This is a genomic window from Halococcus sp. AFM35 (assembly GCF_051195015.1).
Taxonomy (GTDB): Archaea; Halobacteriota; Halobacteria; order Halobacteriales; family Halococcaceae; genus Halococcus.
This window is the reverse complement of the sequence record NZ_JBNTJU010000015.1, coordinates 1-22922: the sequence shown is the minus strand read 5'-3', so window position 1 is coordinate 22922 and position 22922 is coordinate 1. Positions and strand designations below refer to the sequence as shown.

Below are 22922 nucleotides of genomic sequence, written 5' to 3'. Positions count from 1 at the left end.
ATAGCTGATTTTATTCGTCCGCCGCATCGAGAGCGTCGGCCTCTGCGAAGACGAGCGACAGCGAGGTCTCGACGACGTCGCGCTGCTCGTCTGTCGGCCATGCGTTGCGGACGAAATACTCGGTGTGGAACTCCTCGATTTCCCTCTCGGTGGCTGATTCGACGCGACGCGCGTAATGGTTGCTCATGAAATCGGCGAACGCCCGCGCGTTCGCGCCGTGCGTCTCTCCATGAGCGGCGACCGCTTCGACGACCCTATCGTTGTGCGCCGCAACGCTCTCCCAGTCGTCCGGGTCGCCGGCTCCCGACAGGGAGCGCTCGACGGCGCGGCCGGTGTCTTCGATGCACTCCAGTTGTACGTCGCCCTCCACGACCCACTCGTCGGGATGGCAGACGAGCGTGTCGTCGGCCTCGCGGACGCGTGCCGTGAAACCGTGGTCGGCGAGCAGTTCGCGGCGGCGCTCGCGGTAGGCCGTGCGCTCGTTGTCGTCCACGGCTGCTCGCATGAGCCGTGTGAGCCGTTCGGCCTCGTCGACGACCTCCTCGGGCAGCTCACTCATCGAAGGCCTCGTTCGCACGGGCATCGGCCCGCTCGTTCACTTCCCGTGGGACGTGCTCGATGGACCAGTCGTCGAACCGGTCGAGCAGTTCGCGCACCCGAACCCGGCGCTCGCGGAGTGCGGGGTCGTTGGTCTGCCATGCACCCCGGACCTGTTCGACGACGAGCTGTGAGTCGCCGCGAACCTCGACCGTCGAAAATCCGTAGTCGGCGGCGCGTTCGAGCACCCGCACGAGGGCGTCGTACTCGGCGCGGTTGTTGGTCGTCTCGCCGACGCGCTCGCCACCCTCGGTGACGATGCCATCACTATTGACGATGACCCAGCCGATGGCCGCCGGACCGGGGTTGCCCCGCGACGCGCCGTCGAAATAGCAGTGTGCACGCCCGCCGGTCTCCCGGAGCAGTCCTTCGAGCTGGGCCGGCTCCGCGCCCTGTATCACGACCTTCCCGTCGTAGGCGACGGCGGTCGCTTCGTCACTAGCTGCCCGCCAGCGCTCGTGGTCGGTGTTGCCCCCATCAACCGCGACCCCGGCGGATTCGAGGCGTTCGCGGGCGGTCTCGACGTCACACTCGATGACCGGCATCGTCGACACTCGCCACAGCGTTCGCATAGCGGTTGCGGTACGAGACGCTCGAAGTGACTCCGTCCGGACGACTCGGGACGATTGTCACCCAGTTCGGCATGAATTCGGTGAAAAACGACGATATACCCCCAAGAGTTTATACGCACTGAGGATACTACTATAAAAGTGCAATGACACGGTCCACTCGTCAGCGGGAGCGTCAGGCCGAACCGGAGCAGGTGGACGACGAACGCGAGGGGGTGCGGAGCTGTCCCGAGTGTGAATCGGACAATCTCGTCAAGAGCGCCGACCGTGGCGAGCTGGTCTGTGAGGACTGCGGGCTGGTCGTCGAGGAGGAGAACATCGACCCCGGCCCCGAATGGCGGGCGTTCAACCACGCCGAACGCCAGCAGAAATCCCGTGTGGGTGCGCCGACCACCCAGACGATGCACGACAAGGGTCTCACCACCACCATCGATTGGAAGGACAAGGACGCCTATGGGCGGTCGATCTCCTCGAAGAAGCGCTCCCAGATGCATCGGCTGCGCAAGTGGCAAGAGCGCATCCGGACGAAGGACGCCGGCGAGCGCAACCTCCAGTTCGCCCTCTCGGAGATCGACCGGATGGCCTCTGCATTGGGTGTGCCTCGCTCGGTACGGGAAGTCGCCTCGGTCATCTACCGGCGCTCGCTCGCCGACGACCTCATTCGCGGACGCTCCATCGAGGGCGTCGCCACCTCGGCACTGTATGCGGCCTGTCGAAAGGAGGGAATCCCCCGGAGTCTGGAGGAAATCTCGGAGGTGTCGCGCGTCGAACGCAAGGAGATCGGCCGCACCTATCGCTACGTCTCCCAGGAACTCGCGCTCGAAATGCGCCCCGTCGACCCGAAGAAATACGTCCCCCGCTTCTGCTCGGAACTCACCCTCTCGGAGGAGGTCCAGGCGAAGGCCAACGACATCATCGAGACGACCGCCGAGGAAGGCCTGCTCTCGGGAAAATCACCCACCGGCTACGCCGCCGCCGCCATCTACGCTGCGTCCCTTCTGTGTAACGAGAAGAAGACCCAGCGCGAGGTCGCCGACGTCGCCCAAGTCACCGAAGTGACCATCCGCAATCGCTACCAAGAGCAGATCGAGGCGATGGGCATCCATAGTTAGAACCACCCTATTTACATCGTCAGTCTACCCGTGAATCGTATGGACAAGGCGGCGGTGCGGACGATGCTGAAGGGGTTCGATGGTGGACCCGTCGGTGCGCTCGTCGCGGGACTCGCCTCTTTTTGTTTGGCTTCTACGATAGCCAACCAGGAGGTAACGGCCGGTACGCTCGTCGCTGCCGCAGTCGGGACCGGCATTGGTCTCGGTCTGACCGAGCAGACGGATGGAACGTGAGGGTGTCCGCGAGCACTTCTCAATCGGTGGTCGAATTCCGTGCCTCCGGCTGCTCCGCGTCGGCCGAGTGCCGCCCGGTCGGGAACCCAACGGTGAACTGAATCCCGGCGAAGACGACGACGAATCCGAGCGTAGTGAGACCGAACCCTCGAAATATCGCCGTGTAGGCGAAGCCCGCATCGAGCAGCGCGCCCACGACGACGCTGCCGAGCGCACTCAGCGTGATGATGCCCGCGCTGAAGACGGCATAGGCGCTCGCGCGGTGGGCATCGGGCAACGAGTCGAGCACGTAGGTGTCCATCGCCGGGAAGATACTGTGGATGGCCAGCCCGAGCGCGACGCTCACAGCGACGAGTTGCACCGTCGTCGTGGCCACCGTCAGTCCGAGCAACGAGGCGGCGAAGGCGGTGATGATGGCGAGCACGAGCGGGACATAGGGCAGGCGGTCGGCGAGGCGACCGGCGAGGGTGAAGGCAGGAACGCCGGCGGCGAAGACGACCGACAGCAGCATGCGGGCAGTTCCCTCGGTGACCGGCTTCTCGCTGATGAGGTACGATACGTAAAAATTGAACACGCCGTTCCACGCGAGGTCGGCGAATCCCGCGAGTGCGATGGCCCCGAACACGAGCTTCCACTGTCTGCGGACCGCGCCGAGGAAGTTCCGACTCTCTGCTTCACCATCCGGCACGGAACTGCTGCGAGCGATGAGGAAGAAGGCGAGCGTCGCGGCCGCGGCGGCCCCGCTCATGAGCATGAAGGCCGTGCGCCACTCGCCCACGAGTAGGACGGCGGTGACGAACAGCGGTGCGCCCGCTGCGGCGAGCTGGCTCGCAGTGCCGTGGACGCCGACGGCGGTGCCGATACGCGTCGGAAAGAGGTCGCTCAGCAGCGGTTTGGCCGCGATGAAGTACATCCCGCTCGACAGCCCCATCAGAAAGGCACTCGCCCAGAGCACCGGGAGCGAGGGAGCCGTCGCGGCGAGTAGCGGCGAGAGGGTGAGCATCGTGCCGGCCGCGAGAATCACCGCGTGTCGTGGAAGGCGCGTGAGCAGATAGCCCGTCGGCAGGCGCGGCATGGCGCTGCCGAGCCACGCCAGCGTCGCCAGCAGGCCGACACCCGTCGCCGACGCGTCGAACGCCGTCCCGATTGGTTCCAGCAGCGGGGCGAAGACCACTCGTGCGAGGTTCACCAGCAACACTATCGAACACAGCGACCCGAACAGCCGTCGTCGTGACACTCCCCGAAGCGAGGCGTGCGGTCGGTTCAAACCTTTCGGCTCCCTCGACACCCGATTTCGACCGGTAGCGGAGGGTTCAAACCCCTGAAACCCCTTGCTCTACTGATGCGGCTCGACGAGTATTTCGAGGAAATCGAGCGCGACGAGCGCGCCGAGCGCCGGCAGTTGGTCCGGGAGAAATCCTACGCCATCACGGAGTACCTCGACGATGTCGAGCACGAATTCGAACGACGGGTCTCCGACGATGCGCTGCTCGGCAGCACCTCACCCACGATTTTCGTCGGCCGGTCGTCCTATCCGAACGTCTCGACGGGCGTCCTTTCCCCTGTCGGCCACGAGGAGCGCGCCGCCGACTTCGAAACCGGCGGTCACTGGTACGACCGGAACTTCTCCATCGAGGACGTCTTCCAGCATCGCACCGGGTTGGTCAACACGTCCAAGACGACCGCCGTCGGCAACGTCGCCGACGCGTGGACCGGGTTTCTGGGCACCCAGCGCGAGGTCGCCATCGCCGACAGACCCGTGGACGTCGAAATCGGTCTCGATAGCTCGCTCGATGTCGATTTCTCGCTATCGGCACAGGACATCTCCTCGCCGACCGGGCCGCGCGCACGGGCCGAGAGCGCGACCCTAACGGAAAATCCGCACGTCCCGCGACCCGTCAAGAAGACGCTCGAAGACGACGACTGGCGCGCCGAGGGCGCGATGAACTACCTCTACAACCGCGGCTTCGACGTCTACGACATCAACACCATCCTGTCCGCCGGTGCGCTCGGCGAGGGCGACAACCGGCGGCTCGTGCCCACGCGCTGGTCGATTACCGCCGTCGACGATACAGTGGGAAAATTCCTCAGAGGTGGAATTCGAAACGCAACGGCGGTGGACAGACCCGAACTATATTACAACGAGTACCTCGGCAATCGCTTCTGGATACTGCTCGCACCAGGAAATTGGGAGTTCGAACTCGTCGAGTGCAAAGCGCCCGGCAGCGTCTGGAACCCCGACCCCGATAGAGGAATGTGGCTCGCTGCCGACCGCGAGGGCCACGAGGGCCGGACGGGCTATGTCGAGGAGACCGCCGGGGCGTACTACGCCGCCCGGTTAGGCGTGCTCGAACACCTCACGGAGCGCGACCGGCAGGCGTCGGTGCTCGTGGTGCGCCACGTGACGCCGGAGTACTGGGGACCCACAGGGGTGTGGCAGGTCCGCGAGACGGTCAGGGATGCCTTCGAGGGCGAGTTCGGCACGGCCGAATCGTTCGGCAACGCACTCCGCCAGCTCGAACCTCAACTACCGGTCTCGCTCGCGCGCCTCCAACGAAAATCCTCGCTCGCGGCGGGCGTCCAGTCCAGTCTGTCGGCCTTTGACGACTGAAGCCGGAATCCTTTCGCCGCCGCCCGTCTCACTGATGCTATGAGCAACACGGATACGGGTCGTCTGCGTGCGCTCGGCGTCGCGCTTGCCGCCGCGATTCTCGGTCTCTTCGTGGCCTTCGTCCTCGGTGCCGTCATCATCCTCCCGCTGGGTTTCGTCGGCATCGAACTCAGCGCGCTGACGCTACTGGTGATTTCGCTGATTACGGGACAGGGCATCGCCTTCGGCGGCACTGCACTGCTGTATCTACGTCTGCGCGGACTCGGACGGCGATACATCGGCATGCGAATCCCCTCGCTCCGGGACGCCATTGCCGCTGTGAGTGGCTATCTGCTCGCGTTCGTCGGTCTGCTCGTCGGAACGGCGCTGGTCGCGCTCACACAGGTCGAGACTGCACAGAATCAGGTCGCTCAAATCGCCACCCAAAATCCCGAGGTGCTCCTCCTGCTGATTCCCGCCTCGTTCGTCCTCATCGGTCCCGGCGAGGAGCTGCTCTTCCGCGGTGTCGTGCAGGGGCGAATACGGGAGGCGTTCGGTCCCGTTCCCGGGGTGCTCCTCGCGAGCGCCATCTTCGCCGCGATACATTTCACGGCGCTGACCGGCGGCGTCGGCGGGCGGCTGGCGACCATCGGCGTGCTCTTCTTCCCGAGTCTCGTCTTCGGCGCGGCCTACGAGTTCACCGACAATCTCGTCGTGCCGGCGTTCATCCACGGCGCGTACAACGCGACGCTGTTCACGCTGCTCTATATCTTCCTCAAAACCGGCGGCATGCCAGCCGGGGCGGTCTGATTCGTCACACCGGCACCGGCAGCCACCGCAGCCAGCCGGTCACCCGCTCGGGCGGGAACAGTGGCGGGTGGAGCACGAGCCAATCGAGCAGCGTCAGCCCGAACCCGTGGGCGACGACGGAGGGGAGAATCGACCGGCTTCGATAATCGACTGCGCCGAAAAGCACGTCCGTGGGTCCTGACAGCAGCAGTTCGATTGGTGGCTTGCTCGCGTGCTGGAGGGCATAGATGACGGGGCTGATGAACACGCTCTTGAACCCGATTTCGCGCACGCCGACACAGAGCAATCCACGAAAGTAGGTCTCGGCGGCGAGCACGATCACGAACTGCCCGACAGCGTGCGGGAGAAACGACGACAGCGCCGGCTTGACGCCCCACATCGGGTAGTACGTCCGTACTGTCGGCAGCGACGAGCCGACGAGATAGAACGGAAGCACGAACAGCGCGAGCAACAGGGTGTTCCGCAGCGCTCGCCGGTCGACGCGCCAGCCGAGACGCCGGCCGTACAGCCGTGCGAGCGCCATCGGCCCGACGAGATAGAGCAGCCCATCGCGGACGGCGCGCGCCCACAGTCCCACACCCCCGCCCCGTTCGAGAACCATCCACACGGCCGCAAGCACCGCTCCCCAGAGCAGGGCAAGCGCGACCCACCGTCGCCCCGACGGCTCGGTCACTACTCCTCGGTCTGGACGGGACCCGTCCCGATGACCTCGCGCACGCTCGCCTCGAACTCCTGGCGGCGCTCGAAGTACGTCTCGTCGACCTCCGCGAGCACGTCGGCCAGTTCGGTCGGACCATCGGGCGTCCGAATCTCGACGTCACCGACTCGCCGTTCGAGCGCCGACCGTTCCATCCCCCACGTCAGCCGCGAGGTGACGCGCGCCAATGGCACGCCCTCGACGGACGCACCCTCGCCAAGCTCGACGACTGGTCCCTCGTCCTCGACTTCCTCGTCGGCTTCGTCATCGGCCATACGAACACCGCGTGACGGCCCGCTTTGTGTTTTACGAACCACTTTTTAGCGGGGGTGTCGCGCGCTCGCTACGCTTGCGCGGACGCTACCGCTCACTACAACCACAAACCGCACAGCATGCCGAAGCCCTCGGCACGCGCTCCCTACGGTCGCTCGCGTGCCTCGCCCTTCATCCGCCAGGAACCGCCGCCGCAACCGCGCTGCTGCGGCCGCGCCGTGACCGCACCGCGGCCACGGGTCCCACGAGCCGAACGAGTTTTCGCCCGCTCGGGCCGAGGGCGGGCATGGACTTCGACTCGTTCGTGCTCGCGGCGGCCACCGCCGACCTGAGCGACGAGCCGGCCGCACGCGCCCACGCCGACGCCGTCGAGTTCCGCATGGACCTCGCCGAGGACCCACTCGACGCGCTCGCGGCCTACGACGGCGAACTCCCGCTGATCGCGACCAATCGCACGGTCGAGGAGGGCGGCGATGCACCCGCAACCCCCGACCGGCTCGCCGCGCTCGAACACGCCGCCGACTGTTCGGCTGTGGCGGCAATCGACATCGAACTGGCGACCGTCGAGGATGAAAAATGGCTCGCCGAGCATGCCCGTGAGCACGACGCCGCCTGCATCGTCTCGACGCACGACTTCGACGCGACGCCATCACGAGCGGCGATGGAGGAGACCTTGGAACGCGCGAGCGAACACGGTGCGGTCGCGAAGCTCGCCGTCACCGCTCACACGCCCGCGGACGTGCTCGACCTGCTTGCGGCAACGCATACCCTCGACAGCGACGGCAAACGGGTGGCGACGATGGCGATGGGCGCGGTCGGCGGCCACTCGCGGGCCATCGCGCCACTCTACGGTTCGCGTATCGCCTACGCACCGCTCGACCCCGAGCGCGCGACCGCTCCCGGCCAGTACGACCTCACGACGCTCGCCGGACTGCTCGATACCCTCGATTAGTCGGCGCTCTCGGGACGCTCGTCGGCCGCGCTCGTGCCCAGTCGCATCGCAATGGCGACGCCGAGCACGCTCACGAGCACTCCCGTGACCACGAACGCCGCGAGGCGAGCGTCGCCACCGATGGTGAACCCGCGCACCGAAACGATGCCGAGGCTCGTCGCCGGCATCCGCAGCGAGTCGATGACGCCGGCGCGTTCGAGGAAGTAGGCCCCGAATCCCCGAACCACGAGACCGACCGCGACCAGCACGAACGGCAGGTTGAGCGCAGCGTTGCCGACCCGGCCGCTGTGAACCCTCTCGTCGGCGACCCGGCCGGCGCTCGCGGTCAGCGCCGCCGTCGTCAGCCACGGGACGCTATGGAACAGAAAGGCCATGACCGTCACGAGCCCGCTCGCCTCGCCGGCAAGCGGCGTGGCGCTGATGGCACCCGCGACGAGACCCACGAGCGCCAATCCCGCGGCGATGACGCCGGTGACGACCGAGAGCCGCCCGGTGTAGAGACCGTCACGCACACCCGTGAGTGCCCCGAGCGCATCGTCGACACCCAGTCCCTTATAGAGGACGAACAAGCCTGTAATGGCGGCGACGGCCGCGACCGCATTCCGCAGGCTTCGGGCGAACAGCACGAACGCCGGTATCGCGAGCAGCGCGACGCCGATGGGCACTAGCACTGTCTGCCGGAGGTCCTCGTCGGCGAGGAACTGCTTCAGCAGGTAGTAGGTCGATTCGAGGTCGCGGGCCTGCCGGACGACCACCCGCGAGACGCCGTCGACGCGCACCCGACTTTCGACGACGTGGACGACGCGCTCCTCGGTCGTGCTGTCGGTGACGACGACCGCCGACTCGATGGCATGGTCGGCGAGCACCCCCTCCAACTGGCGGGCGAGGTCGCGGTCGGCATCGACCGACTCGTCCACCCCGGAGACGACCGCCACTACTGGGTCCTCGCCCGATTCCCGCAGCTCGCCGGCGAGGCGCAGCCCTTCGAGCAGACAGTTCACGCGGCTGCTCTCGGGGTCTTCGAGACCCACGTTAGTGACCAACGAGCGGACCGCCCGCTCGCCGACCACCGGCAGCTCGTCGGTGAGGGCGGCGACGGTCTCGTCGCGGTCGATGCAAACGACGAGCGTGCTCACGGCTGGTGGTCACGACCGCGGGATGAAAACGCTCGCGGTGGCTTCATCGTCGGTTACAGCCGTAGCTCGAACTCCTCGCTGACGCCGAGAGAGTCGGCCATGCCCGCGCCGAAGGCGTAGGCCACACCCTGCGATTGCCCTCTGAGCCGCTCCATCAGGCTCTGTTTCGGCGTGAACTCCTCGACCTCGACGTCGTGGCCGAGGCGCTCCTCGATGCGCTCCTCGACGTCCTCGCGGGTGCCGAGTTCGTCCACGAGACCGTTCTCGGCGGCGTCGGAGCCGAGATAGATGCGCGCCTCGGTCTCTCGAATCGTCTCTTCGTCGAGCCCGCGGCCCTCGGCGACGCGCTCGACGAACGTCTCGTAGTAGTCGTCGACGATGCTTTGGAGGTACTCCTGGTCGTCCTCGTCGGGTTCTTTCAGCGGGAAGCCCGCGTCTTTGTACTCACCGGCGTTGAGCGGCTGGTATTCGAGACCCAGTTTGTCCGCGAGACCTTTCGCGTTCACGTTCGAGCCACGGACGCCAATCGAGCCGACGATGCTCGCCTCGCGCGCCCAGAGTTCGTCACAGCCGCTTGCGATCCAGTAGCCGCCGCTCGCGCAGGTGTCGGTCGCATAGGCAATCGTTGGGCCGTCGAATTTCTCGGCCGCGAGCCGGATGTCCTCGCTCGGGAGGACCTCGCCGCCGGGCGTGTTGAGTTTGACGACTAAGGCCTCGGCGTTCGGGTCCTCGTCGGCACGTTCGATCTGTTCGACGATCTTGTCGGCCGGAATCGAGCGCCGCCGGTTCCCCGGCAGGCGACTCCCCTCGCGCGTGATGGGTCCCTCGACGGCGACCTCGACAGTATTATAGCCGTTCTCCGCTCGGGCACGCAGCCGTTTGATGGTCCCCCAGACGCCGGCTCCGGCGCTCGCACCGATGGCTGCGCTCATGAATCTCGTCCGCGAATCGGTCGGCATACCTACTCATCGGATGGGCGGCGGATGAATCGTTCGCTCGCGGCGTGGAACGTGGGTTCTTCGTGTGGTCGCGGTCGTTTAGAGCTTGCCCGCTTTCTGCAGTTTCATCAGGTCCTCGGTGTCGAGGGTCTCGCCCTGCTTGAACTGCTCGTAGATCTCTTCGGCCTCGGCTTCGGCCTCCTCGCGGCGCTGGTCGCGCTCGGATTTGCGCTCCTGTTCTTCCTCTTTGTCCATCTCGCGCAGGCGCTTCTGTACTTCGACGAAGTCCTCGTGGTGGCGGTCGGCGGCCTCTTGGGCCTCGACGAACTTCTCGTGCCACTCGTCGGCCTCGTCGCGCACGTCGTCGGCCTCACGATAGGCCTCTATCATCTGATTGTGGTGCTCTTGGGCCTCGTCGGCGAGTTCGGTCACCTTCTCGTGGTGCTCGGAGGCTTCGGCGCGAATCTCCTCGGCTTCGGCTTTGACCTCTTCGAGTCCGTCGGTGTCGTCGAGCGCTTCCTTTCGCTCGCGGTACTGCTCGCGTTTGTTCTCGATTTTCTCGATGAGTTCGCGCTCGTCTTCGGTCGAGAGCACCTCGGTCTGCTGGCGGAACTCCAACTTCTCGATTTCCTCTTCGAGTTCGTCGAGGTCCTTGCTCTCGTCGAGTTCGAGGTCGCCTTTCATCTCCTCGACCTCGTCGAACAGCTCGTTGGCCTCGGCGTTGAGCTCGTTGCGCTTTTGTTTGTGTTCCTGTACCTCGTCGTTCAGCTCGTCGCGCTTTTCCCTGTGTTCCTGTGCGAGGTCGACTTGCTCTCGGGTCTTCGCGTTGAGTTCGTCGCGTTTGGAGGCGCGTTCGGAGGCCTGTTGGTTCAGTTCGTTACGCCGGTCGCGGAGCTTGCCGGCGAGTTTTATCAACTGTCCTTTCGAGTCGCTTTCGAGGTCGTCGTCGGTGAGTTCGACGTTCGCTGATTGGTCGATTGTGCTCATGGTTCTGTTGCGATTCCAGTCGCGCCGGCGCGTGGTCGCCGCTCCCGGTCGGTGGCTGACGCCTGAGGAGAGGTCCGTATCATTCTGTGTGCGATACCACGGTGAACGCCGGCGGCGTTCTGGCATGTACTGATACTGCCAGAACCGATTTAAACGTTGTGGTCGTGTGAGATGTTCCCTGACAGCACCGCTGTCAGCGCTCGTACTCGTTGCTCACCTGCCACTCGTCGGTCACGAGCGACAGTTCGACGCGCTCGGCGTCGGCCGGCAGGTCGACTGCGCCGACCGACTCTCGCGTGAGCGCAGCGACGTCGACCGATAGCGTTCCGCTCTCGGTGCCGGCCGTCCAGTCGAGGTCACCGGCGACCGGTTCGGTCGTGTCGTTCACGATGACGACCGCTGGTTCGGTCGCTGTCGGGTCGTCGAGCAGTGCGTTAACTGGCTCGAACGCCGCATCGATGGCGTCGTCCGTCGCCGTCGGTGGACGAAAGGCCGTGATCATCGAGTCGTTCGACAGCCGTAGCGCCTCGATTGCCCGTTTGGCATGGGTAGCCGCCTCGCCGTCGGCTTCGGGGACCACGTAGCGTGTCCGGGCACCGCTTTCGGCACGTCCGTCGAGCACCCACGATGCCCCCTCCCTGCCGGCATCGAGACCCGGCGTCGGAACCACTCCCGTGTCGTCCGGTAGTGCTGCCGTGGCCGCCGTCGCGGTCGCCGCACCGCCGTCGCCCGTCGAACGGCACACGCGCCAGTTCTCCGCCTCGGTCGTGACGTCGAACTCGTGGGCGTCGTCGTGAACCCCGAACGCGGCGAGGCTCGGCCGATGACCGACCGCTCCGGCGAGCGTGCGCGCGACCGACCGGGCGCGTTCGGCGTCGAGCGCGCCCGACCCCATCGGGACGTCCTGCATCACGAGGACCCCAGCCGCGTCGGCCGCCTCGTAGAACGATTCCGGCGGCACGTGGCCGTACCAGCGAAGGAGGGTCGCGTTCGCCGCGACCGCCCGCTCGACGGTCCCCGTGGCGTCCTGCCCGTCGACTGGCAGCGACACGAGACCACGGACCGGCACGCGGGTTCCGTTGACCGACATCCCCGCGGCGTCGTATTCGACGGTGCGAAAGCCGGTCGTCGCCGTTCGTTCGTGTTCGCCGAGTGACGCCCGGACCGTGTAGCGATGCTGTGGACCGACCCCGCGCGGCCACCACCTGTCGGGGTCGCGCACCGACAGCCGACCCTGCACCGTGACGCGCTCGCCCGCGCTCGCGGTGACGCCGACCTGACTCAACGCGCTCGCGCCCGCTGCCCCTTCGGGCCGGAGCGAGAGCCGCACGCGACCGTCGAGGCCGCTGCCGGCGTCAATGGTCACGATGGCGTTGACGCCCGCATCATCGCCGCTCTCGTCGGTTCGAATCGTGAGGTCGGTGATGACGCTCTCGGGGACTCCCTCGACGCGAGCACCCCACCGGATGCCGGGAACCCGCTCGCTCTCGGGGACGAGCGATGTCTCGAAGACGCCGCCGAAGCGATCTGTGGGCGCACGACACTCGACGAGGAGCTCGTTCTCCGCCTCGGGGTCGAAGGTCGTCCGGAAGGGCGTGAAGTAGGTGTCGTGGCTCCCGACGAACTCGCCGTTCAGCCAGACACGGGCGTGGGCGTAGAGACCGCGAAGGGCGAGCAGTGCCCGCTCCTCGCCGTCGCGTGGGTCCGGGAACCGCGTGCGGTAGGCGACGGCGCGCTCACCCGCAAAGCGGTCCGGACTCGCGGCACTCTCGATGGCTCGCCAGTCGTCGGCCTCGGGCGGGTCGTCGCTGGGGTCGACGGCGGCGGCCGTCCACTCGCACAGCTCCATATCTGGTAGGGTGTGGGCCGCGGTCATAGCCCTTCTGACCCACTCGCGTGCCCGACAGGCTTCACTTTCGCTCCGGGGATGGCTCTGGTTCATCCGTTTCGCGGCCGTCGTTCCGCCGTGTTCGACGAACTCACACCCACCTGCGAGGCGACCGACTGCGACCGCGAACTCACCACTCCGGCGCTCGTCTTTCGGAACGGGTGCGGTGAACGTCGTGCCTACGAGTGTGCCTGCGGCGCGGTCACGGTGACGGTCGCAAAGACACACGCCTAAATGCCGTCCCAGCCGAGGGCGGTCATGGAAGAGGTCGTCCGTGCGCGCGGTCACGAGAACGTCAGCGCGCGCCATGCGAGCACGCTCGAACTCACGAGCGATGAGTATCTGACGCCGACGGGCGACTGTATCCTCGGTATCGAAGCCGACCGCACGCCCGCCGAGTTCGGTACCGGGTTCGTCGAGACCTGTCGTGACGGGAATGCGACGATCTCCCTGACGCTCGACGCCGGCGACCACACCGAAATCGTCACCGGTCGCGGCCATCCCGAGTTGACCTTCGAGAACGAGCGCAGCCTCGTCTGTCGGACGAGCGAGTACGTCGACGACCGGACCGTGATGGTCGACGCCGACAAGGCGGCCGCCGACCTCGATAGGGCTTTCGTCGACGCGCTCGCCGAGGGCGCGGAACTCACGGGAACTCTCCGCGTCGACTAGGGTTTTGTGGCCGGCGCTCTTTCCACAGTCATGAGCGAAGACGAACCGCCGGAGAACATCAGCGGCGGTCCCGGTGGCGGTGGTCTCGCCGAAGAGTTCGACGAACGCGAGGCCGAAACCCGTGCCGAGGCCGTCGTGGACCGTCTCGGGGAACTGTACTGGCAGAAAACGTATGGGGGTCAGGACGCCTTCGAGTGTCTCGTCCGCACGATTTTGAGCCAGAACACTTCCGATAAAGCGAGCCAGCCCGCCCACGACGCGCTGCTGAGTCGCTACGGCGGTGCGGACACGGACCTCGCGGTCGCACTCGCCGGATCCGACCAACCGACACTCGCCGAAACCATCCAATCGGCCGGTCTCTACAACCAGAAATCGAAGACGATGACGACCATCGCCGAGCGTGTGATCGAGGAGTACGGTGGTGCTGACGGGTTCGACGAGTTCGTCACCGGTGAAGACCCCGCGACGGTGCGCGAGACGCTGCTCGATTTCTCCGGCGTCGGTCCCAAAACCGCCGACTGCGTGCTCCTGTTCTCGGGCGGGCGTGCGGGCGTCTTCCCGGTCGATACCCACGTTCACCGCATCTATCGCCGACTCGGTATCGCGCCGGCCGATGCCGACCACGAGGCAGTTCGAGCGGTGTTGGAGGAGCAGGTTCCAGCCGAAAAGTGCGGATTCGGCCACACCGCGAGCATCCAGTTCGGCCGGGACTACTGTACTGCGCGTAAGCCAGCTTGCTTGGATGATCCCGATGCTTGCCCGATGGCCGACTACTGCGAGCAGGTCGGTGTCTACCCCGAGACGGGCGAGGTGGTCGACCCGGCCGACGCGACGGCGGAGTGATTGATTATCGGAGCAATCCATAGTTCTGTGCGAGTTCTTCCCAGCAGTTGGGAGATCCAGCGTGCGAGATACACAGCGCATATCTTGCACATCGGGTCGCAAATGGTGTTTTCTCGGGTGACTGAATCGAGCTAGTTCGCCGTTTGATATAAAGCGTATTTTCACTTTCGCTCCGATAGGATGCCGTATTTTACTGTGGCCTGCATTGTCGATATCGGGGTCCAATATCCAATGAACGCCAAAGCCGCTGATTTCGTTATCAACACCGTTACTGACCTCTCTGAGTCAGTGTCGTTCTATCGAGACACCCTTGGACTAGAGCTTGAGATGCTCAATGAAGAGGGAGGATTTGCGGAGTTTGCGCTTCCACCAACCACGCTCGCGCTTGGTGAAGCAACCCCTCAGATGCCCGTCTCTCCGGGAGAAGGCGGCACTAGTGTCGCAATGGCAGTCGATGATGTCGAAGCTGCCGCCGAAGAACTCCGAAATGATGGAACAACTGTCCTGATGGACCCCATCGAAACTGGCGTGTGCCACATGGCGATGGTTGCCGATCCGGACGGTAACCCAATTATGCTTCACAAGCGAAATGATGGCACACACGGACGGGTTGATCCATTTCCTTGATCTCCGAGTGTAGCCGGGAGCTGTTCGCTGACTACATGCTCTGAGCCGGTCGCGCTGCTTTCAGCGATACAGGAACCTCTCACGTTAGAACGTCCGAACACTTCTGCGAATCACTACGAGTTAGCGCCCGCGGAGCGCGACCACCAGGGCGAGCGAAAGCAGCACGAACGCGACCAGCGAGAGGTTTGGAATCGTCAGCCCGAGCAGCCGAAACTGGACGGACCCACAGCCGCCGACCGTACACGTCGTGGACTCGACCGCTACCTGCACGTAGGAGTGGTAGGCCGCGACAACAGTTCCGAGGGCCGACAGCGGCAGCGCGCTGCGATAGACATCGGGCCGGTCTTCGAGCGCGGCGACGCCCACAACGAGAACGAGCGGGTACATCAGGATGCGCTGATACCAGCAGAGTTCGCAAGGAATCAGGCCGAGAACTTCGCTGAAGTAGAGGCTCCCGGCGGTGGCGACCACGGCGACGAGCGTACCGGCGGCGAGCACGGGTCGAGTGTCGATGCGTCGCATTCACCGATTCATCGTACAACCGGAACGTAGTGGTTGCGGTGCGGTCGTAACTTACTGGATCAGCAGAGAGCGAGGCACTCGCACCAAGCGAGCGCGGGATTTCATTTGAATCTGAACGTTTCGAGGTTCTTCGGCGCGAACGTTCGCATGTTGTAGTTGTGATAGAGCGCCGACGAGAAGTCCTGGACGCTCTGCTCGTCGCCGTGGACGCAGAGCACTTTCTCCGGGCGGGGATTCATCGTCTTCACGAAGTTCTCCAACCCTTGCCGGTCGGCGTGGCCGGAGAAGCCATCGACGGTCTCGACGTTGAGTTCGAGGTTCAGCGTGCCAGAGCGCCCGCGTCCCCCGTTCATCGGAATCTCGTCCCAGCCGTTCTGGATGCGCCTCCCAAGGGTTCCTTGGGCCTGATACCCCACAAACGTCATCGTGGTGTCGGGGTCGCCGCCGAGGTGTTCGAGCCACGACATGATTGGTCCGCCAGTGACCATCCCCGATGTCGAGAGAATGATGGCGGGGTCGCCAGCGGCGATTGCCTCGCGTTCGTCCTCGCCCTCGTCGATGTGGTTGAATTGCGGGGCGAGGAAGGGGTTCTCGTCGTCGTGGAAGATCCTATCTCGAAGGTCGTCGCGCAGGTATTCGGGGTAGGTCGAGTGGATGGCCGTCGCCTCCCATATCATCCCGTCGAGGTGGACGGGCATTTCGGGGATCTTCCCGCTTCGCATCGCCTCTTCGAGGACGAGCATGATCTCCTGTGACCGACCCACCGCGAAGGATGGAATCAGGACCTTCCCGCCGCGCTCGACGGTTTCGTTGATGACCTCGATGAGGCGCTCCTCGGAGTCCTCCTGGTCGGTCTTGTAGTCGTTGCGCCCGCCATAGGTCGATTCCATCACGAGCGTCTCGACGCGGGGGAAGTCGTTGACAGCGCCGTTGAACAGTCGGGTATCGTCGTAGTGGATGTCGCCCGAGAAGGCGACGTTGTAGTAGCCCTCGCCGATGTGGAAGTGCGCGACCGAACTCCCGAGAATGTGGCCGGCGTTGTGCAGCGTGAGTTTCACGTCCGGGGCGATGTCGGTCACGTCGCCGTATTCCACGGGAATGGTGTGTTTGACCGCCTCGCGCACCATCGAACTCTCATAGGGCGGACTCCGGCCCTCCTTGGCCGCGACATCCAGATAGTCCAGTTGGAGGAGTCCCATCAAATCTCTGGTAGGTTCGGTGGTGTAGATGGGACCATCATATCCGTATTTGAACAACAGGGGAATCAGTGCCGAGTGGTCGAGGTGGGCGTGAGTGAGGACGACGGCGTCGAGCGAGTTGAGTGGGTTGGCCTCCGGAACCTGCAAGTACGGTGCGTCCTCGGAGCCGGGCTTGTCGCCACAGTCGATGAGAATCCTGGTCTCGGGCGTCGAGAGGATGAAGCTCGCTCGACCCACTTCCCGACAGCAGCCCAGCGTGGTGATGCGCACCCACTGGTCGTCGGACATCTCCTCGCGGTGGATCTGGCGGCCAACCCGCTCCAGAATGTCCCGGCGCTCCTCGCGCTCCTGTTTGAGGAAGTTCCTGACGTTCGAAACTGTGGAGGACTCGATGGGCGGCGTGCGGACGACCTCGGGCGTCCAGCCGACCTCTTGGGTGATCTCCCGGAGGGTGGAGCCATGCCGACCGATGACCATCCCCGGCTTTGCGGCCTCGATGACCACCTCGCCGGTGTCCTCGTGGAAGTCGACGTTCGAGACGTCCGCTGCGTCGGGGATCACCGACCGTACCGTCTCGCGGGCGCTCTCGGGCGGCGTGAGCGCGTCGGGTTCCGGGCGCACCGTGATGCGCTTTCTGAGCTGGCCGGCGAGGTCACGGATGAGGTTTCCGTTGCGCGCGAACTTCTTCGGGTCGCGCGTGTAGATGACCAGTTCCGGTCCCTCGTAGGTCACGTCCGACACTGAAATGTCGTCCGGCAGTTCGTCCGTTATCGTCGATGCTATCTCGTCGAGTTGCTTATCTACCGTGCTCATACTGAGACTCGGTCCATGTGAGATGGGTGCCCGAGGGGCCCCGAGCGACCGCCAGTCGGCAACGTTTCGTCGCTCGCCGTCGTTGAAACAGCGCGTATCCTATGCGGTGCGCTCTGGAGGGTTTCGACCCATCGGGGTTTCGGGTTCGGACCTCGCGTTCGGCGCTGAGAGTCCGGAAAACCCGTGTGTATTTCGAAGTATAGGATGGCGATTATAAAACCTTTCGCAAAGCCGTAACCCGCTCGCCACCGTCGACCGACCATGCGAGTGACACCGAAGACCGTGGCCGCAGCCCACGAACGAACCATCGAACGCGCCCCGACTGTGGTCTCGCTCATCAACGAGGTTCGTGCCGACCTCGGTGATGCCTTCGACACCGAGGTGGCGAGCGTCACCGTCGAGGAATATCGCAACGAGGCCGATACCGTCTTCGCCGACGGCGACCGTGCGGTCAACGTCGCCGCGCTGTTCGACATTCTTGAGAACCTCGACGTCGAGGACGACTACCCGGGCTTCGTCGTCGACGAACTGCTCGGCCGCGAACTCGCCGGGATGATCGCCGGCCCGCAACCACTCAGACTGCTCGGCGAGGCGACCTTTCACTACGCCGACGTGAGCACCCATATCGATGGTCCCGCCGGCGCGGACGACGCGCTCGCGGCGCTGGCGGCGGGCTTTCAGACGCGACTGCCGGGCTGGGAGTGGAACGAAAAGCCGAGTCCGTTCGCGGTCGATTAGGCGTCGGCCGCCGCCTCGTCGCTCCCGTCGGTCGGTTGGCTCTCGGGACCCATCCGTCGGCGATTGGCGAGCGCGAGCGCGGCGAACAGCGCGCCGCCGACCGCACGCAGCGCGAGGTCGAAGGTGAGCGTGTTGAACGAGACGGCCATCCCGAGCGCCGTGAGGACGCTCTCGACGCTGTTGAACAGCAGGCCGGGAGCCATCAACAGCAGAGCGGCGAGCGCGAACGCGGCCCGCTCGGACCACGACACGGGACTGTAGAGGAAGCCGATGACCGTCGCGCCGAGCGCGACGACCCCGAGGAACACGCCCGCAACCGGAATCAATACTTCAGGAACGAAGTAACCGATATCGAGCACGTCGGCGAAACTGATGACGCGGTAGGTCTTTTCATCGGTGGGTAGCGCATCGGCGTTCGGCAGCCGCCGCAACAGCACGATGCCCGGAACGAGGACGAACGCGAAGGGGACGATGGCCTTGTTGAGCGACAGCGAAAAGGCCTCCACCCCAGTTTGAAACGGGTCGGATTTCGCCACGCCCGATGCCGCATACGCCGCGACCGCTACTGGCGGCGTGATGTCGGCGATGACGCCGAAATAGAGGATGAACAGGTGCGCGGCCAGCAGCGGCACCTCGAACTGGGCGATGGCCGGACCGAGCAGCGAGACGAGAATGATGTAGGTAACTGTGGTCGGCATTCCCATCCCGAGAATGATCGAGGAGATAGCGGTGATGATCAGGAGCAGGACGAGCGAGCCGCCCGCGACGTTGAGAATCAGCGTCGTCAGATTCGGTCCCAACCCCGTCGTACTGATGACGCCGGGGATGATGCCGGCGGCGGCGACCGCGATGACGACAGGAGTGGCGGTGCGCGCGCCCGATTCCATCGACTTCTCGATGAATCCGAGGAAGCCGACCGCCCGGTTGTCCGCGAGCTGTGGTCGGTCGAGCGCTCCGGTGATGGTCCCGACGGCGTCGTCGACCTGGTCGTCGTAGTTCAACAGCGGCGACTCGCCGTGCGGACGGACGGCCAGCGTGAGGAGACACACGGCGATGACGAGCCAGCCCATCGATCCCGCGACCGCCGTCGCGGCCGCACCGGGAGCCATCCCCGCCCCGCCTGCGCCGGTGAGTGCCGCAATCACGCCGACACCGGCGACGAGGTGGGCGAGGAACTCCGCGAGTGCAATCGTCCCGATGACGCCGACCAGCGGCCAGCGCGTGCGCTCGTTGTAGGCCGCGACGAACGCGATGAGCGCGACCATAGCGAGGATGGTGTACCACGCCGAGCGCGCGACCGTCAGCCGGACGACGATGAGATAGTACAGCAGGAGGAGAATGGGCACGAGATAGAACCAGCCGGTCCGCAGATGCGAGCGAAACGCGACGAGTTCGGCGGGGTCGACGCCGCCGATGCTTGCCCGCGAGGCTTCGAGGTGGACCATCACCCAGACGCCGAAGAAGAAGACGATTGCGGGAATCGCCGCCGCGACGATGACGTCCGCAAAGGGCGTCCCCGTGTACTCGACGATGAGGAAGGCCGCCGCACCCATCACCGGCGGGAGAATCTGCCCGCCGGAGGACGCGGAGGCCTCGACCGCGCCGGCGAACTCCGAGCGATAGCCCGTCTTCTTCATCAGTGGAATCGTGAACGCTCCCGTGGTGACGGTGTTGGCAATCGATGACCCCGAAATCGTTCCCATGAAACCCGATGCGAGGATGCTCGCCTTCGCCGGGCCGCCTTTCCGTCGCCCCGTGGCGGCGTAGGCCAGATCGATGAACCACTGACCCGCGCCGCTCATCTCCAGGAAGGCCCCGAAGAGGATGAAGATGTAGATGAACTGCACGCTCACCCTGACCGGGACGCCGAAGACGCCGTTTGCGGTGTTGTACCAGAGGTCCTGAATGATGGCTGACCACGGACTCGGCGGAATGCGACCGAGCACGCCGATGAGTACTGCGTTATCCGGAATCAGGTAGCCAAAGCGCGCATAGACGATGAACATGCCGACGATGGCCATCAGGTAGAACCCGAGCGTGCGTCGTGTCGCCTCAAGCACGAGCAACACGCCGAGCGCGCCGAGAACGAACGCATACGAGGTCTCGTCGAGTGGGATGCCGAGCGTCGAGAGCGCCTGGACCGGAGCCGCAAGCAGCGGTAGCACCTCGGCGGTCGTCCGCCCGGAATCGAGACCGAGCGAGCGCAACTGCTGTATCTCTTCGAACTCCAGCAGGATGTAGAGCGTGCTCAGTATCGCCCCGACCATCAGAACGATATCGACGGGCGTGACGCGCTCGCGGTCAGGGTCGAGCAGCAGCCAGCGAACCGCGCCGCGAACGCCGTGCCCAACGCGCGTCACCGGGTTCGACTCTCCAAGCCGGTCTTCGAGCGCCGGCACGACCCGCGCCAGCCGCCGTGAGAGGAAGCCATCGCCCTGTGTCGCCGGAAAGAGCAGAAAGGTGAGTAGGAGTCCGAACGTGACGTGGATGCTGTTCACCTGCAGGGACTGGAGCGCGCCGAGGTTGACCTCGCCATAGAGTGGGAGCGAAAACCGGAAGATGAACCCGCGGGCGGCCAGCCATAGCTGAAACGCCGAGAACGCGACCGCGATGACGATGACCGCCAGTGCCCCCACCCCACGGAGCGAGCGCCGGCGTTCGAGTTCGTCGATGAGCTCGTCGGTGTCCTCGGCGGTTTGCTCCCCTGTGACGCCTGCTGTGTCGTCGGATGTATCAGTGCTCATTAGTCGAGAGTATCGAGTGTCGTGCTCAAAACGGAGCGTTCGGTGATGTGTAGACGGACGCCCTCGGCGTTCGAGAGCGCCACGAGGTCGTAGCTGCGATTACCGACTCGAAGCCGGTGGTCGGCGGTCCGACCCGGTTTCACGTACAGCTCCTCGTAGCTCCCCTGCGGGTCGAACGTGAACGAACCGTTCTCGCGGGAGACGTTCGCGCGGGCGGGCAATCCCCAGCCGTAGGACTGAAACTCCATGCGCGTCATCACGAGCGAGCCGTTCCGGACGACGTAGATGTCGTGAACGGGCGTCTTCTCGACACTATGGGTGTAGGTCAGCACGACCGGCGTTCCGTTCGAAACGGGAGTAGCGAGCAACTGTTCGCCGCTGCTGGCGTCCTCGACGACGAGCGCGCTGCCGGCCGGCGTCGCTGCGGCGACGGCAGTGAGCGTCAACGCGATAGCCGCCACCACGACGAGTGCACGAACGGCCCGTCGCTGTCGGTCGGTCATCGATAATCGTGTTCAGTCATTGTCGGTGTTCGGCGTCCGATTCGCGGCTGGCTGTTCGACGGGCTAGGACGAGGTTGTTCCGCCACCCATCGTCGTCTCCCCGCCCGTCGCGGTGCCGCCGGACCCGCCCATCGTGGTCCCGCTCGTGCCGGTCGCATTGCCCGAGCCGCCCGCCGAGTCGAAGTACGCCGCCGCGCCGGGGTGGAGCTTGATCGGCATCCCTTCTAGGGCGGAGCCGGCGGAGATGAACTCGGTTTTGATGGTCAGGTCGGAGACATTGTCGAAGATCGCCGCCGTCACGGTTTGGACGGTCTCTTTCGGAACCTGCGTCGTCGTGGCGATCATCGCCTGCACCGCAACCGTGGGCTTGGGTTCGTTGACACCTTGATAGGTACCCGCGGGGATCTTGTCGTTGGCGAAGAAGCTCGCAGCCTGTTTGACCTGCTGGCGCTCCTTGCCGTCGATGGCGACGATGCCGATGGAACTCGTCTCGGCGAGTTCGGCGATTGCCCCGACCGGCCAGCCGCCGACGACGAATGCGGCGTCGATGTCGCCGTTTTGGATCTGTTCGGCGGCCTGCGAGAAGTCGGTGTTCTGCTCGGTGTATTCGGTGACGCCGACCGCCTGTAGGATCTTCTTCGCATCGACCTGCGTCCCGCTGCCGAGGTCGCCGGTGTTGATGGTCTTGCCGCTCAAATCAGCCACTTCTTGGACATTGCTGTTGCCGGGCGTGACGATGGTGATCGTCTCGGGATAGAGCGTCCCGACGCCGCGCAGGCTCCCGACAGCGTTGCCTTTGAATGCGTCGATGCCCGTGCCGTTTTTCGCAAAGGAGGCGATGTCGTTTTGAATCAGCGCGAAATCGGCCGAACCGTCCGCGAGGCTGCCGACGTTTTCGACTGATGCGCCCGTCGAGCGCACCTGCAGACTGAAGTCGGTCTCCGATTGGACGACCTGCTTGATCTCGTTCGAGAGCGGGTAGTAGGTCCCACCGGTGCCGCCGGCGTCCCAGACGAGGTTGTTCCCACCGCCGCCCCCACCACCGCCGGAGCCGTTGCCGCCACCGCCGCTCCCGCCGCCACTCGTGCCACCGCCGGAGCCGTTGCCGCCACCGCTACCACCGGAACAGCCAGCGAGACCGGTCGCGCCGACGACGCCGAGCGCACCCGCCGTCCGCAGGAACGTCCGCCGAGAGGCGTCCGTGGAGGTCGTCTTCGAGTCCCGATTACCGTCAGTTTTTGCCATGCAATAACCGAGTCGGCTCCGACGGTATTAACCTTATTGTAGGCACTAATTCCTCTTCCTCAACGAACACCAGAGTCCGCCGATAGGGGCTAGCGTAAGCTATTGACTTCCAGAAATCGGTCAATCCAGTCGACAGCGAAGCTCAGACGATGCGTCAGTTCGAGGAACGTCCCCTCAACGAGAGCGCGGAAGTCGTCCGCGCTCTCGGTCGAAATCGGCGAGATGGCACGCTT

24 protein-coding genes are annotated in these 22922 nt (G+C 65.1%); 10 read left to right on the top strand and 14 right to left on the bottom strand.

The window, feature by feature from the left end; all coding sequences use genetic code 11:
* Window positions 1-10 precede the first annotated feature (10 nt).
* Complete coding sequence (locus ACQUQO_RS12245) at window positions 11-559, bottom strand: DUF7108 family protein (protein ID WP_435078302.1); 549 nt, start codon at window positions 557-559, stop codon at window positions 11-13.
* Window positions 552-1142: a ribonuclease HI gene (rnhA, locus tag ACQUQO_RS12240; protein ID WP_435078301.1), complete on the bottom strand. Its 591-nt coding sequence runs from the start codon at window positions 1140-1142 to the stop codon at window positions 552-554. Before rnhA ends, ACQUQO_RS12245 begins: the two co-directional genes overlap by 8 nt.
* A 170-nt stretch (window positions 1143-1312) precedes the next feature.
* Here rnhA and ACQUQO_RS12235 point away from each other — a divergent pair, with 170 nt between their 5' ends.
* Both ACQUQO_RS12235 and ACQUQO_RS12230 read left to right on the top strand, forming a co-directional pair.
* A complete protein-coding gene (locus ACQUQO_RS12235) occupies window positions 1313-2278 on the top strand; it encodes a transcription initiation factor IIB (RefSeq protein ID WP_435078300.1) in 966 nt (321 codons plus the stop codon).
* Between the two features lie 39 nt (window positions 2279-2317).
* Entirely contained in the window at window positions 2318-2512 is a 195-nt protein-coding gene (locus ACQUQO_RS12230; protein ID WP_435078299.1) for a hypothetical protein, read from the top strand.
* Window positions 2513-2531: 19 nt separating this feature from the next.
* Here ACQUQO_RS12230 and ACQUQO_RS12225 read toward each other — a convergent pair whose 3' ends face one another.
* A complete protein-coding gene (locus ACQUQO_RS12225; RefSeq protein WP_435078298.1) occupies window positions 2532-3749 on the bottom strand; it encodes an MFS transporter in 1218 nt (405 codons plus the stop codon).
* Between the two features lie 105 nt (window positions 3750-3854).
* Between ACQUQO_RS12225 and nreA the strand changes: the two genes are divergently transcribed.
* Both nreA and ACQUQO_RS12215 read left to right on the top strand, forming a co-directional pair.
* Complete coding sequence (gene nreA, locus ACQUQO_RS12220) at window positions 3855-5123, top strand: DNA repair protein NreA (protein ID WP_435078297.1); 1269 nt, start codon at window positions 3855-3857, stop codon at window positions 5121-5123.
* A 39-nt stretch (window positions 5124-5162) separates the two neighbouring features.
* On the top strand, window positions 5163-5912 hold the full coding sequence (locus ACQUQO_RS12215) for a CPBP family intramembrane glutamic endopeptidase (RefSeq protein ID WP_435078296.1): 750 nt from the start codon (window positions 5163-5165) through the stop codon (window positions 5910-5912).
* Between the two features lie 4 nt (window positions 5913-5916).
* On the opposite strand, the gene ACQUQO_RS12210 is transcribed toward ACQUQO_RS12215, so the two are convergent.
* Together ACQUQO_RS12210 and ACQUQO_RS12205 are read right to left on the bottom strand one after the other, a co-directional pair.
* Window positions 5917-6513 (bottom strand): CPBP family glutamic-type intramembrane protease, encoded by a 597-nt coding sequence (locus ACQUQO_RS12210; RefSeq protein WP_435078370.1) that lies wholly within the window; start codon window positions 6511-6513, stop codon window positions 5917-5919.
* Between the two features lie 71 nt (window positions 6514-6584).
* Window positions 6585-6884, bottom strand: a complete 300-nt coding sequence (locus ACQUQO_RS12205) for a DUF5789 family protein (protein ID WP_435078295.1) — start codon at window positions 6882-6884, stop codon at window positions 6585-6587.
* Window positions 6885-7168: 284 nt separating this feature from the next.
* Between ACQUQO_RS12205 and ACQUQO_RS12200 the strand changes: the two genes are divergently transcribed.
* Window positions 7169-7834 (top strand): type I 3-dehydroquinate dehydratase, encoded by a 666-nt coding sequence (locus tag ACQUQO_RS12200; protein ID WP_435078294.1) that lies wholly within the window; start codon window positions 7169-7171, stop codon window positions 7832-7834.
* Here the strand turns inward: ACQUQO_RS12200 and ACQUQO_RS12195 are convergent.
* From ACQUQO_RS12195 to ACQUQO_RS12180, 4 genes are all read right to left on the bottom strand, one after another.
* Window positions 7831-8970, bottom strand: a complete 1140-nt coding sequence (locus ACQUQO_RS12195) for a DUF373 family protein (protein ID WP_435078293.1) — start codon at window positions 8968-8970, stop codon at window positions 7831-7833. The genes ACQUQO_RS12200 and ACQUQO_RS12195 overlap by 4 nt on opposite strands.
* Before the next feature lie 53 nt (window positions 8971-9023).
* Window positions 9024-9929, bottom strand: coding sequence for a signal peptide peptidase SppA (gene sppA / locus ACQUQO_RS12190; protein ID WP_435078292.1), 906 nt, complete (start codon window positions 9927-9929; stop codon window positions 9024-9026).
* Window positions 9930-10007: 78 nt separating this feature from the next.
* The gene (locus ACQUQO_RS12185) at window positions 10008-10895 is read right to left on the bottom strand and encodes a coiled-coil protein (protein ID WP_435078369.1); all 888 of its coding nucleotides are present in this window, start codon (window positions 10893-10895) and stop codon (window positions 10008-10010) included.
* A gap of 193 nt (window positions 10896-11088) precedes the next feature.
* Window positions 11089-12744 carry a glycoside hydrolase family 2 gene (locus tag ACQUQO_RS12180; RefSeq protein WP_435078291.1) on the bottom strand — a complete coding sequence of 552 codons (1656 nt, stop codon included), beginning with the start codon at window positions 12742-12744 and terminating at the stop codon, window positions 11089-11091.
* 117 nt (window positions 12745-12861) lie between these two features.
* Here ACQUQO_RS12180 and ACQUQO_RS12175 point away from each other — a divergent pair, with 117 nt between their 5' ends.
* The 4 genes from ACQUQO_RS12175 (at window position 12862) to ACQUQO_RS12160 (ending at window position 14925) form a co-directional block, all read left to right on the top strand.
* Entirely contained in the window at window positions 12862-13017 is a 156-nt protein-coding gene (locus ACQUQO_RS12175) for a hypothetical protein (RefSeq protein WP_435078290.1), read from the top strand.
* Window positions 13018-13041: 24 nt separating this feature from the next.
* A complete protein-coding gene (locus ACQUQO_RS12170) occupies window positions 13042-13455 on the top strand; it encodes a DUF371 domain-containing protein (RefSeq protein WP_435078289.1) in 414 nt (137 codons plus the stop codon).
* A 30-nt stretch (window positions 13456-13485) separates the two neighbouring features.
* Window positions 13486-14298: an endonuclease III domain-containing protein gene (locus ACQUQO_RS12165; RefSeq protein WP_435078288.1), complete on the top strand. Its 813-nt coding sequence runs from the start codon at window positions 13486-13488 to the stop codon at window positions 14296-14298.
* 231 nt (window positions 14299-14529) lie between these two features.
* A complete protein-coding gene (locus ACQUQO_RS12160; RefSeq protein WP_435078287.1) occupies window positions 14530-14925 on the top strand; it encodes a VOC family protein in 396 nt (131 codons plus the stop codon).
* A gap of 120 nt (window positions 14926-15045) precedes the next feature.
* On the opposite strand, the gene ACQUQO_RS12155 is transcribed toward ACQUQO_RS12160, so the two are convergent.
* Together ACQUQO_RS12155 and ACQUQO_RS12150 are read right to left on the bottom strand one after the other, a co-directional pair.
* Complete coding sequence (locus ACQUQO_RS12155; RefSeq protein WP_435078286.1) at window positions 15046-15447, bottom strand: disulfide bond formation protein B; 402 nt, start codon at window positions 15445-15447, stop codon at window positions 15046-15048.
* A 101-nt stretch (window positions 15448-15548) separates the two neighbouring features.
* A complete protein-coding gene (locus tag ACQUQO_RS12150; RefSeq protein WP_435078285.1) occupies window positions 15549-17459 on the bottom strand; it encodes a beta-CASP ribonuclease aCPSF1 in 1911 nt (636 codons plus the stop codon).
* 261 nt (window positions 17460-17720) lie between these two features.
* Here ACQUQO_RS12150 and ACQUQO_RS12145 point away from each other — a divergent pair, with 261 nt between their 5' ends.
* The gene (locus ACQUQO_RS12145; protein ID WP_435078284.1) at window positions 17721-18197 is read left to right on the top strand and encodes a hypothetical protein; all 477 of its coding nucleotides are present in this window, start codon (window positions 17721-17723) and stop codon (window positions 18195-18197) included.
* On the opposite strand, the gene ACQUQO_RS12140 is transcribed toward ACQUQO_RS12145, so the two are convergent.
* The 3 genes from ACQUQO_RS12140 to ACQUQO_RS12130 all read right to left on the bottom strand — a co-directional run bounded on the left by ACQUQO_RS12140 (window position 18194) and on the right by ACQUQO_RS12130 (window position 22689).
* Window positions 18194-20941 carry a TRAP transporter permease gene (locus ACQUQO_RS12140; protein WP_435078283.1) on the bottom strand — a complete coding sequence of 916 codons (2748 nt, stop codon included), beginning with the start codon at window positions 20939-20941 and terminating at the stop codon, window positions 18194-18196. The genes ACQUQO_RS12145 and ACQUQO_RS12140 overlap by 4 nt on opposite strands.
* Complete coding sequence (locus ACQUQO_RS12135; RefSeq protein ID WP_435078282.1) at window positions 20941-21444, bottom strand: DUF1850 domain-containing protein; 504 nt, start codon at window positions 21442-21444, stop codon at window positions 20941-20943. The genes ACQUQO_RS12140 and ACQUQO_RS12135 overlap by 1 nt, the downstream gene beginning before the upstream one ends.
* 63 nt (window positions 21445-21507) lie before the next feature.
* Window positions 21508-22689 (bottom strand): TAXI family TRAP transporter solute-binding subunit, encoded by a 1182-nt coding sequence (locus ACQUQO_RS12130; protein WP_435078281.1) that lies wholly within the window; start codon window positions 22687-22689, stop codon window positions 21508-21510.
* Window positions 22690-22922: the final 233 nt, after the last annotated feature.

Excerpts from the sequence above, each read along its gene's own strand:
- ACQUQO_RS12185 (WP_435078369.1), bottom strand. The coding sequence starts at position 10,895 with ATGAGCACAATCGACCAATCAGCGAACGTCGAACTCACCGACGACGAC.
- ACQUQO_RS12140 (WP_435078283.1), bottom strand. The coding sequence starts at position 20,941 with ATGAGCACTGATACATCCGACGACACAGCAGGCGTCACAGGGGAGCAA.
- ACQUQO_RS12215 (WP_435078296.1), top strand. The coding sequence starts at position 5,163 with ATGAGCAACACGGATACGGGTCGTCTGCGTGCGCTCGGCGTCGCGCTT.
- ACQUQO_RS12210 (WP_435078370.1), bottom strand. The coding sequence starts at position 6,513 with ATGGTTCTCGAACGGGGCGGGGGTGTGGGACTGTGGGCGCGCGCCGTC.
- ACQUQO_RS12235 (WP_435078300.1), top strand. The coding sequence starts at position 1,313 with ATGACACGGTCCACTCGTCAGCGGGAGCGTCAGGCCGAACCGGAGCAG.
- ACQUQO_RS12150 (WP_435078285.1), bottom strand. The coding sequence starts at position 17,459 with ATGAGCACGGTAGATAAGCAACTCGACGAGATAGCATCGACGATAACG.
- nreA (WP_435078297.1), top strand. The coding sequence starts at position 3,855 with ATGCGGCTCGACGAGTATTTCGAGGAAATCGAGCGCGACGAGCGCGCC.
- ACQUQO_RS12205 (WP_435078295.1), bottom strand. The coding sequence starts at position 6,884 with ATGGCCGATGACGAAGCCGACGAGGAAGTCGAGGACGAGGGACCAGTC.
- ACQUQO_RS12180 (WP_435078291.1), bottom strand. The coding sequence starts at position 12,744 with ATGGAGCTGTGCGAGTGGACGGCCGCCGCCGTCGACCCCAGCGACGAC.
- ACQUQO_RS12155 (WP_435078286.1), bottom strand. The coding sequence starts at position 15,447 with ATGCGACGCATCGACACTCGACCCGTGCTCGCCGCCGGTACGCTCGTC.
- ACQUQO_RS12170 (WP_435078289.1), top strand. The coding sequence starts at position 13,042 with ATGGAAGAGGTCGTCCGTGCGCGCGGTCACGAGAACGTCAGCGCGCGC.
- rnhA (WP_435078301.1), bottom strand. The coding sequence starts at position 1,142 with ATGCCGGTCATCGAGTGTGACGTCGAGACCGCCCGCGAACGCCTCGAA.
- ACQUQO_RS12245 (WP_435078302.1), bottom strand. The coding sequence starts at position 559 with ATGAGTGAGCTGCCCGAGGAGGTCGTCGACGAGGCCGAACGGCTCACA.
- ACQUQO_RS12135 (WP_435078282.1), bottom strand. The coding sequence starts at position 21,444 with ATGACCGACCGACAGCGACGGGCCGTTCGTGCACTCGTCGTGGTGGCG.
- ACQUQO_RS12145 (WP_435078284.1), top strand. The coding sequence starts at position 17,721 with ATGCGAGTGACACCGAAGACCGTGGCCGCAGCCCACGAACGAACCATC.
- ACQUQO_RS12130 (WP_435078281.1), bottom strand. The coding sequence starts at position 22,689 with ATGGCAAAAACTGACGGTAATCGGGACTCGAAGACGACCTCCACGGAC.
- ACQUQO_RS12200 (WP_435078294.1), top strand. The coding sequence starts at position 7,169 with ATGGACTTCGACTCGTTCGTGCTCGCGGCGGCCACCGCCGACCTGAGC.
- ACQUQO_RS12230 (WP_435078299.1), top strand. The coding sequence starts at position 2,318 with ATGGACAAGGCGGCGGTGCGGACGATGCTGAAGGGGTTCGATGGTGGA.
- sppA (WP_435078292.1), bottom strand. The coding sequence starts at position 9,929 with ATGCCGACCGATTCGCGGACGAGATTCATGAGCGCAGCCATCGGTGCG.
- ACQUQO_RS12160 (WP_435078287.1), top strand. The coding sequence starts at position 14,530 with ATGAACGCCAAAGCCGCTGATTTCGTTATCAACACCGTTACTGACCTC.
- ACQUQO_RS12165 (WP_435078288.1), top strand. The coding sequence starts at position 13,486 with ATGAGCGAAGACGAACCGCCGGAGAACATCAGCGGCGGTCCCGGTGGC.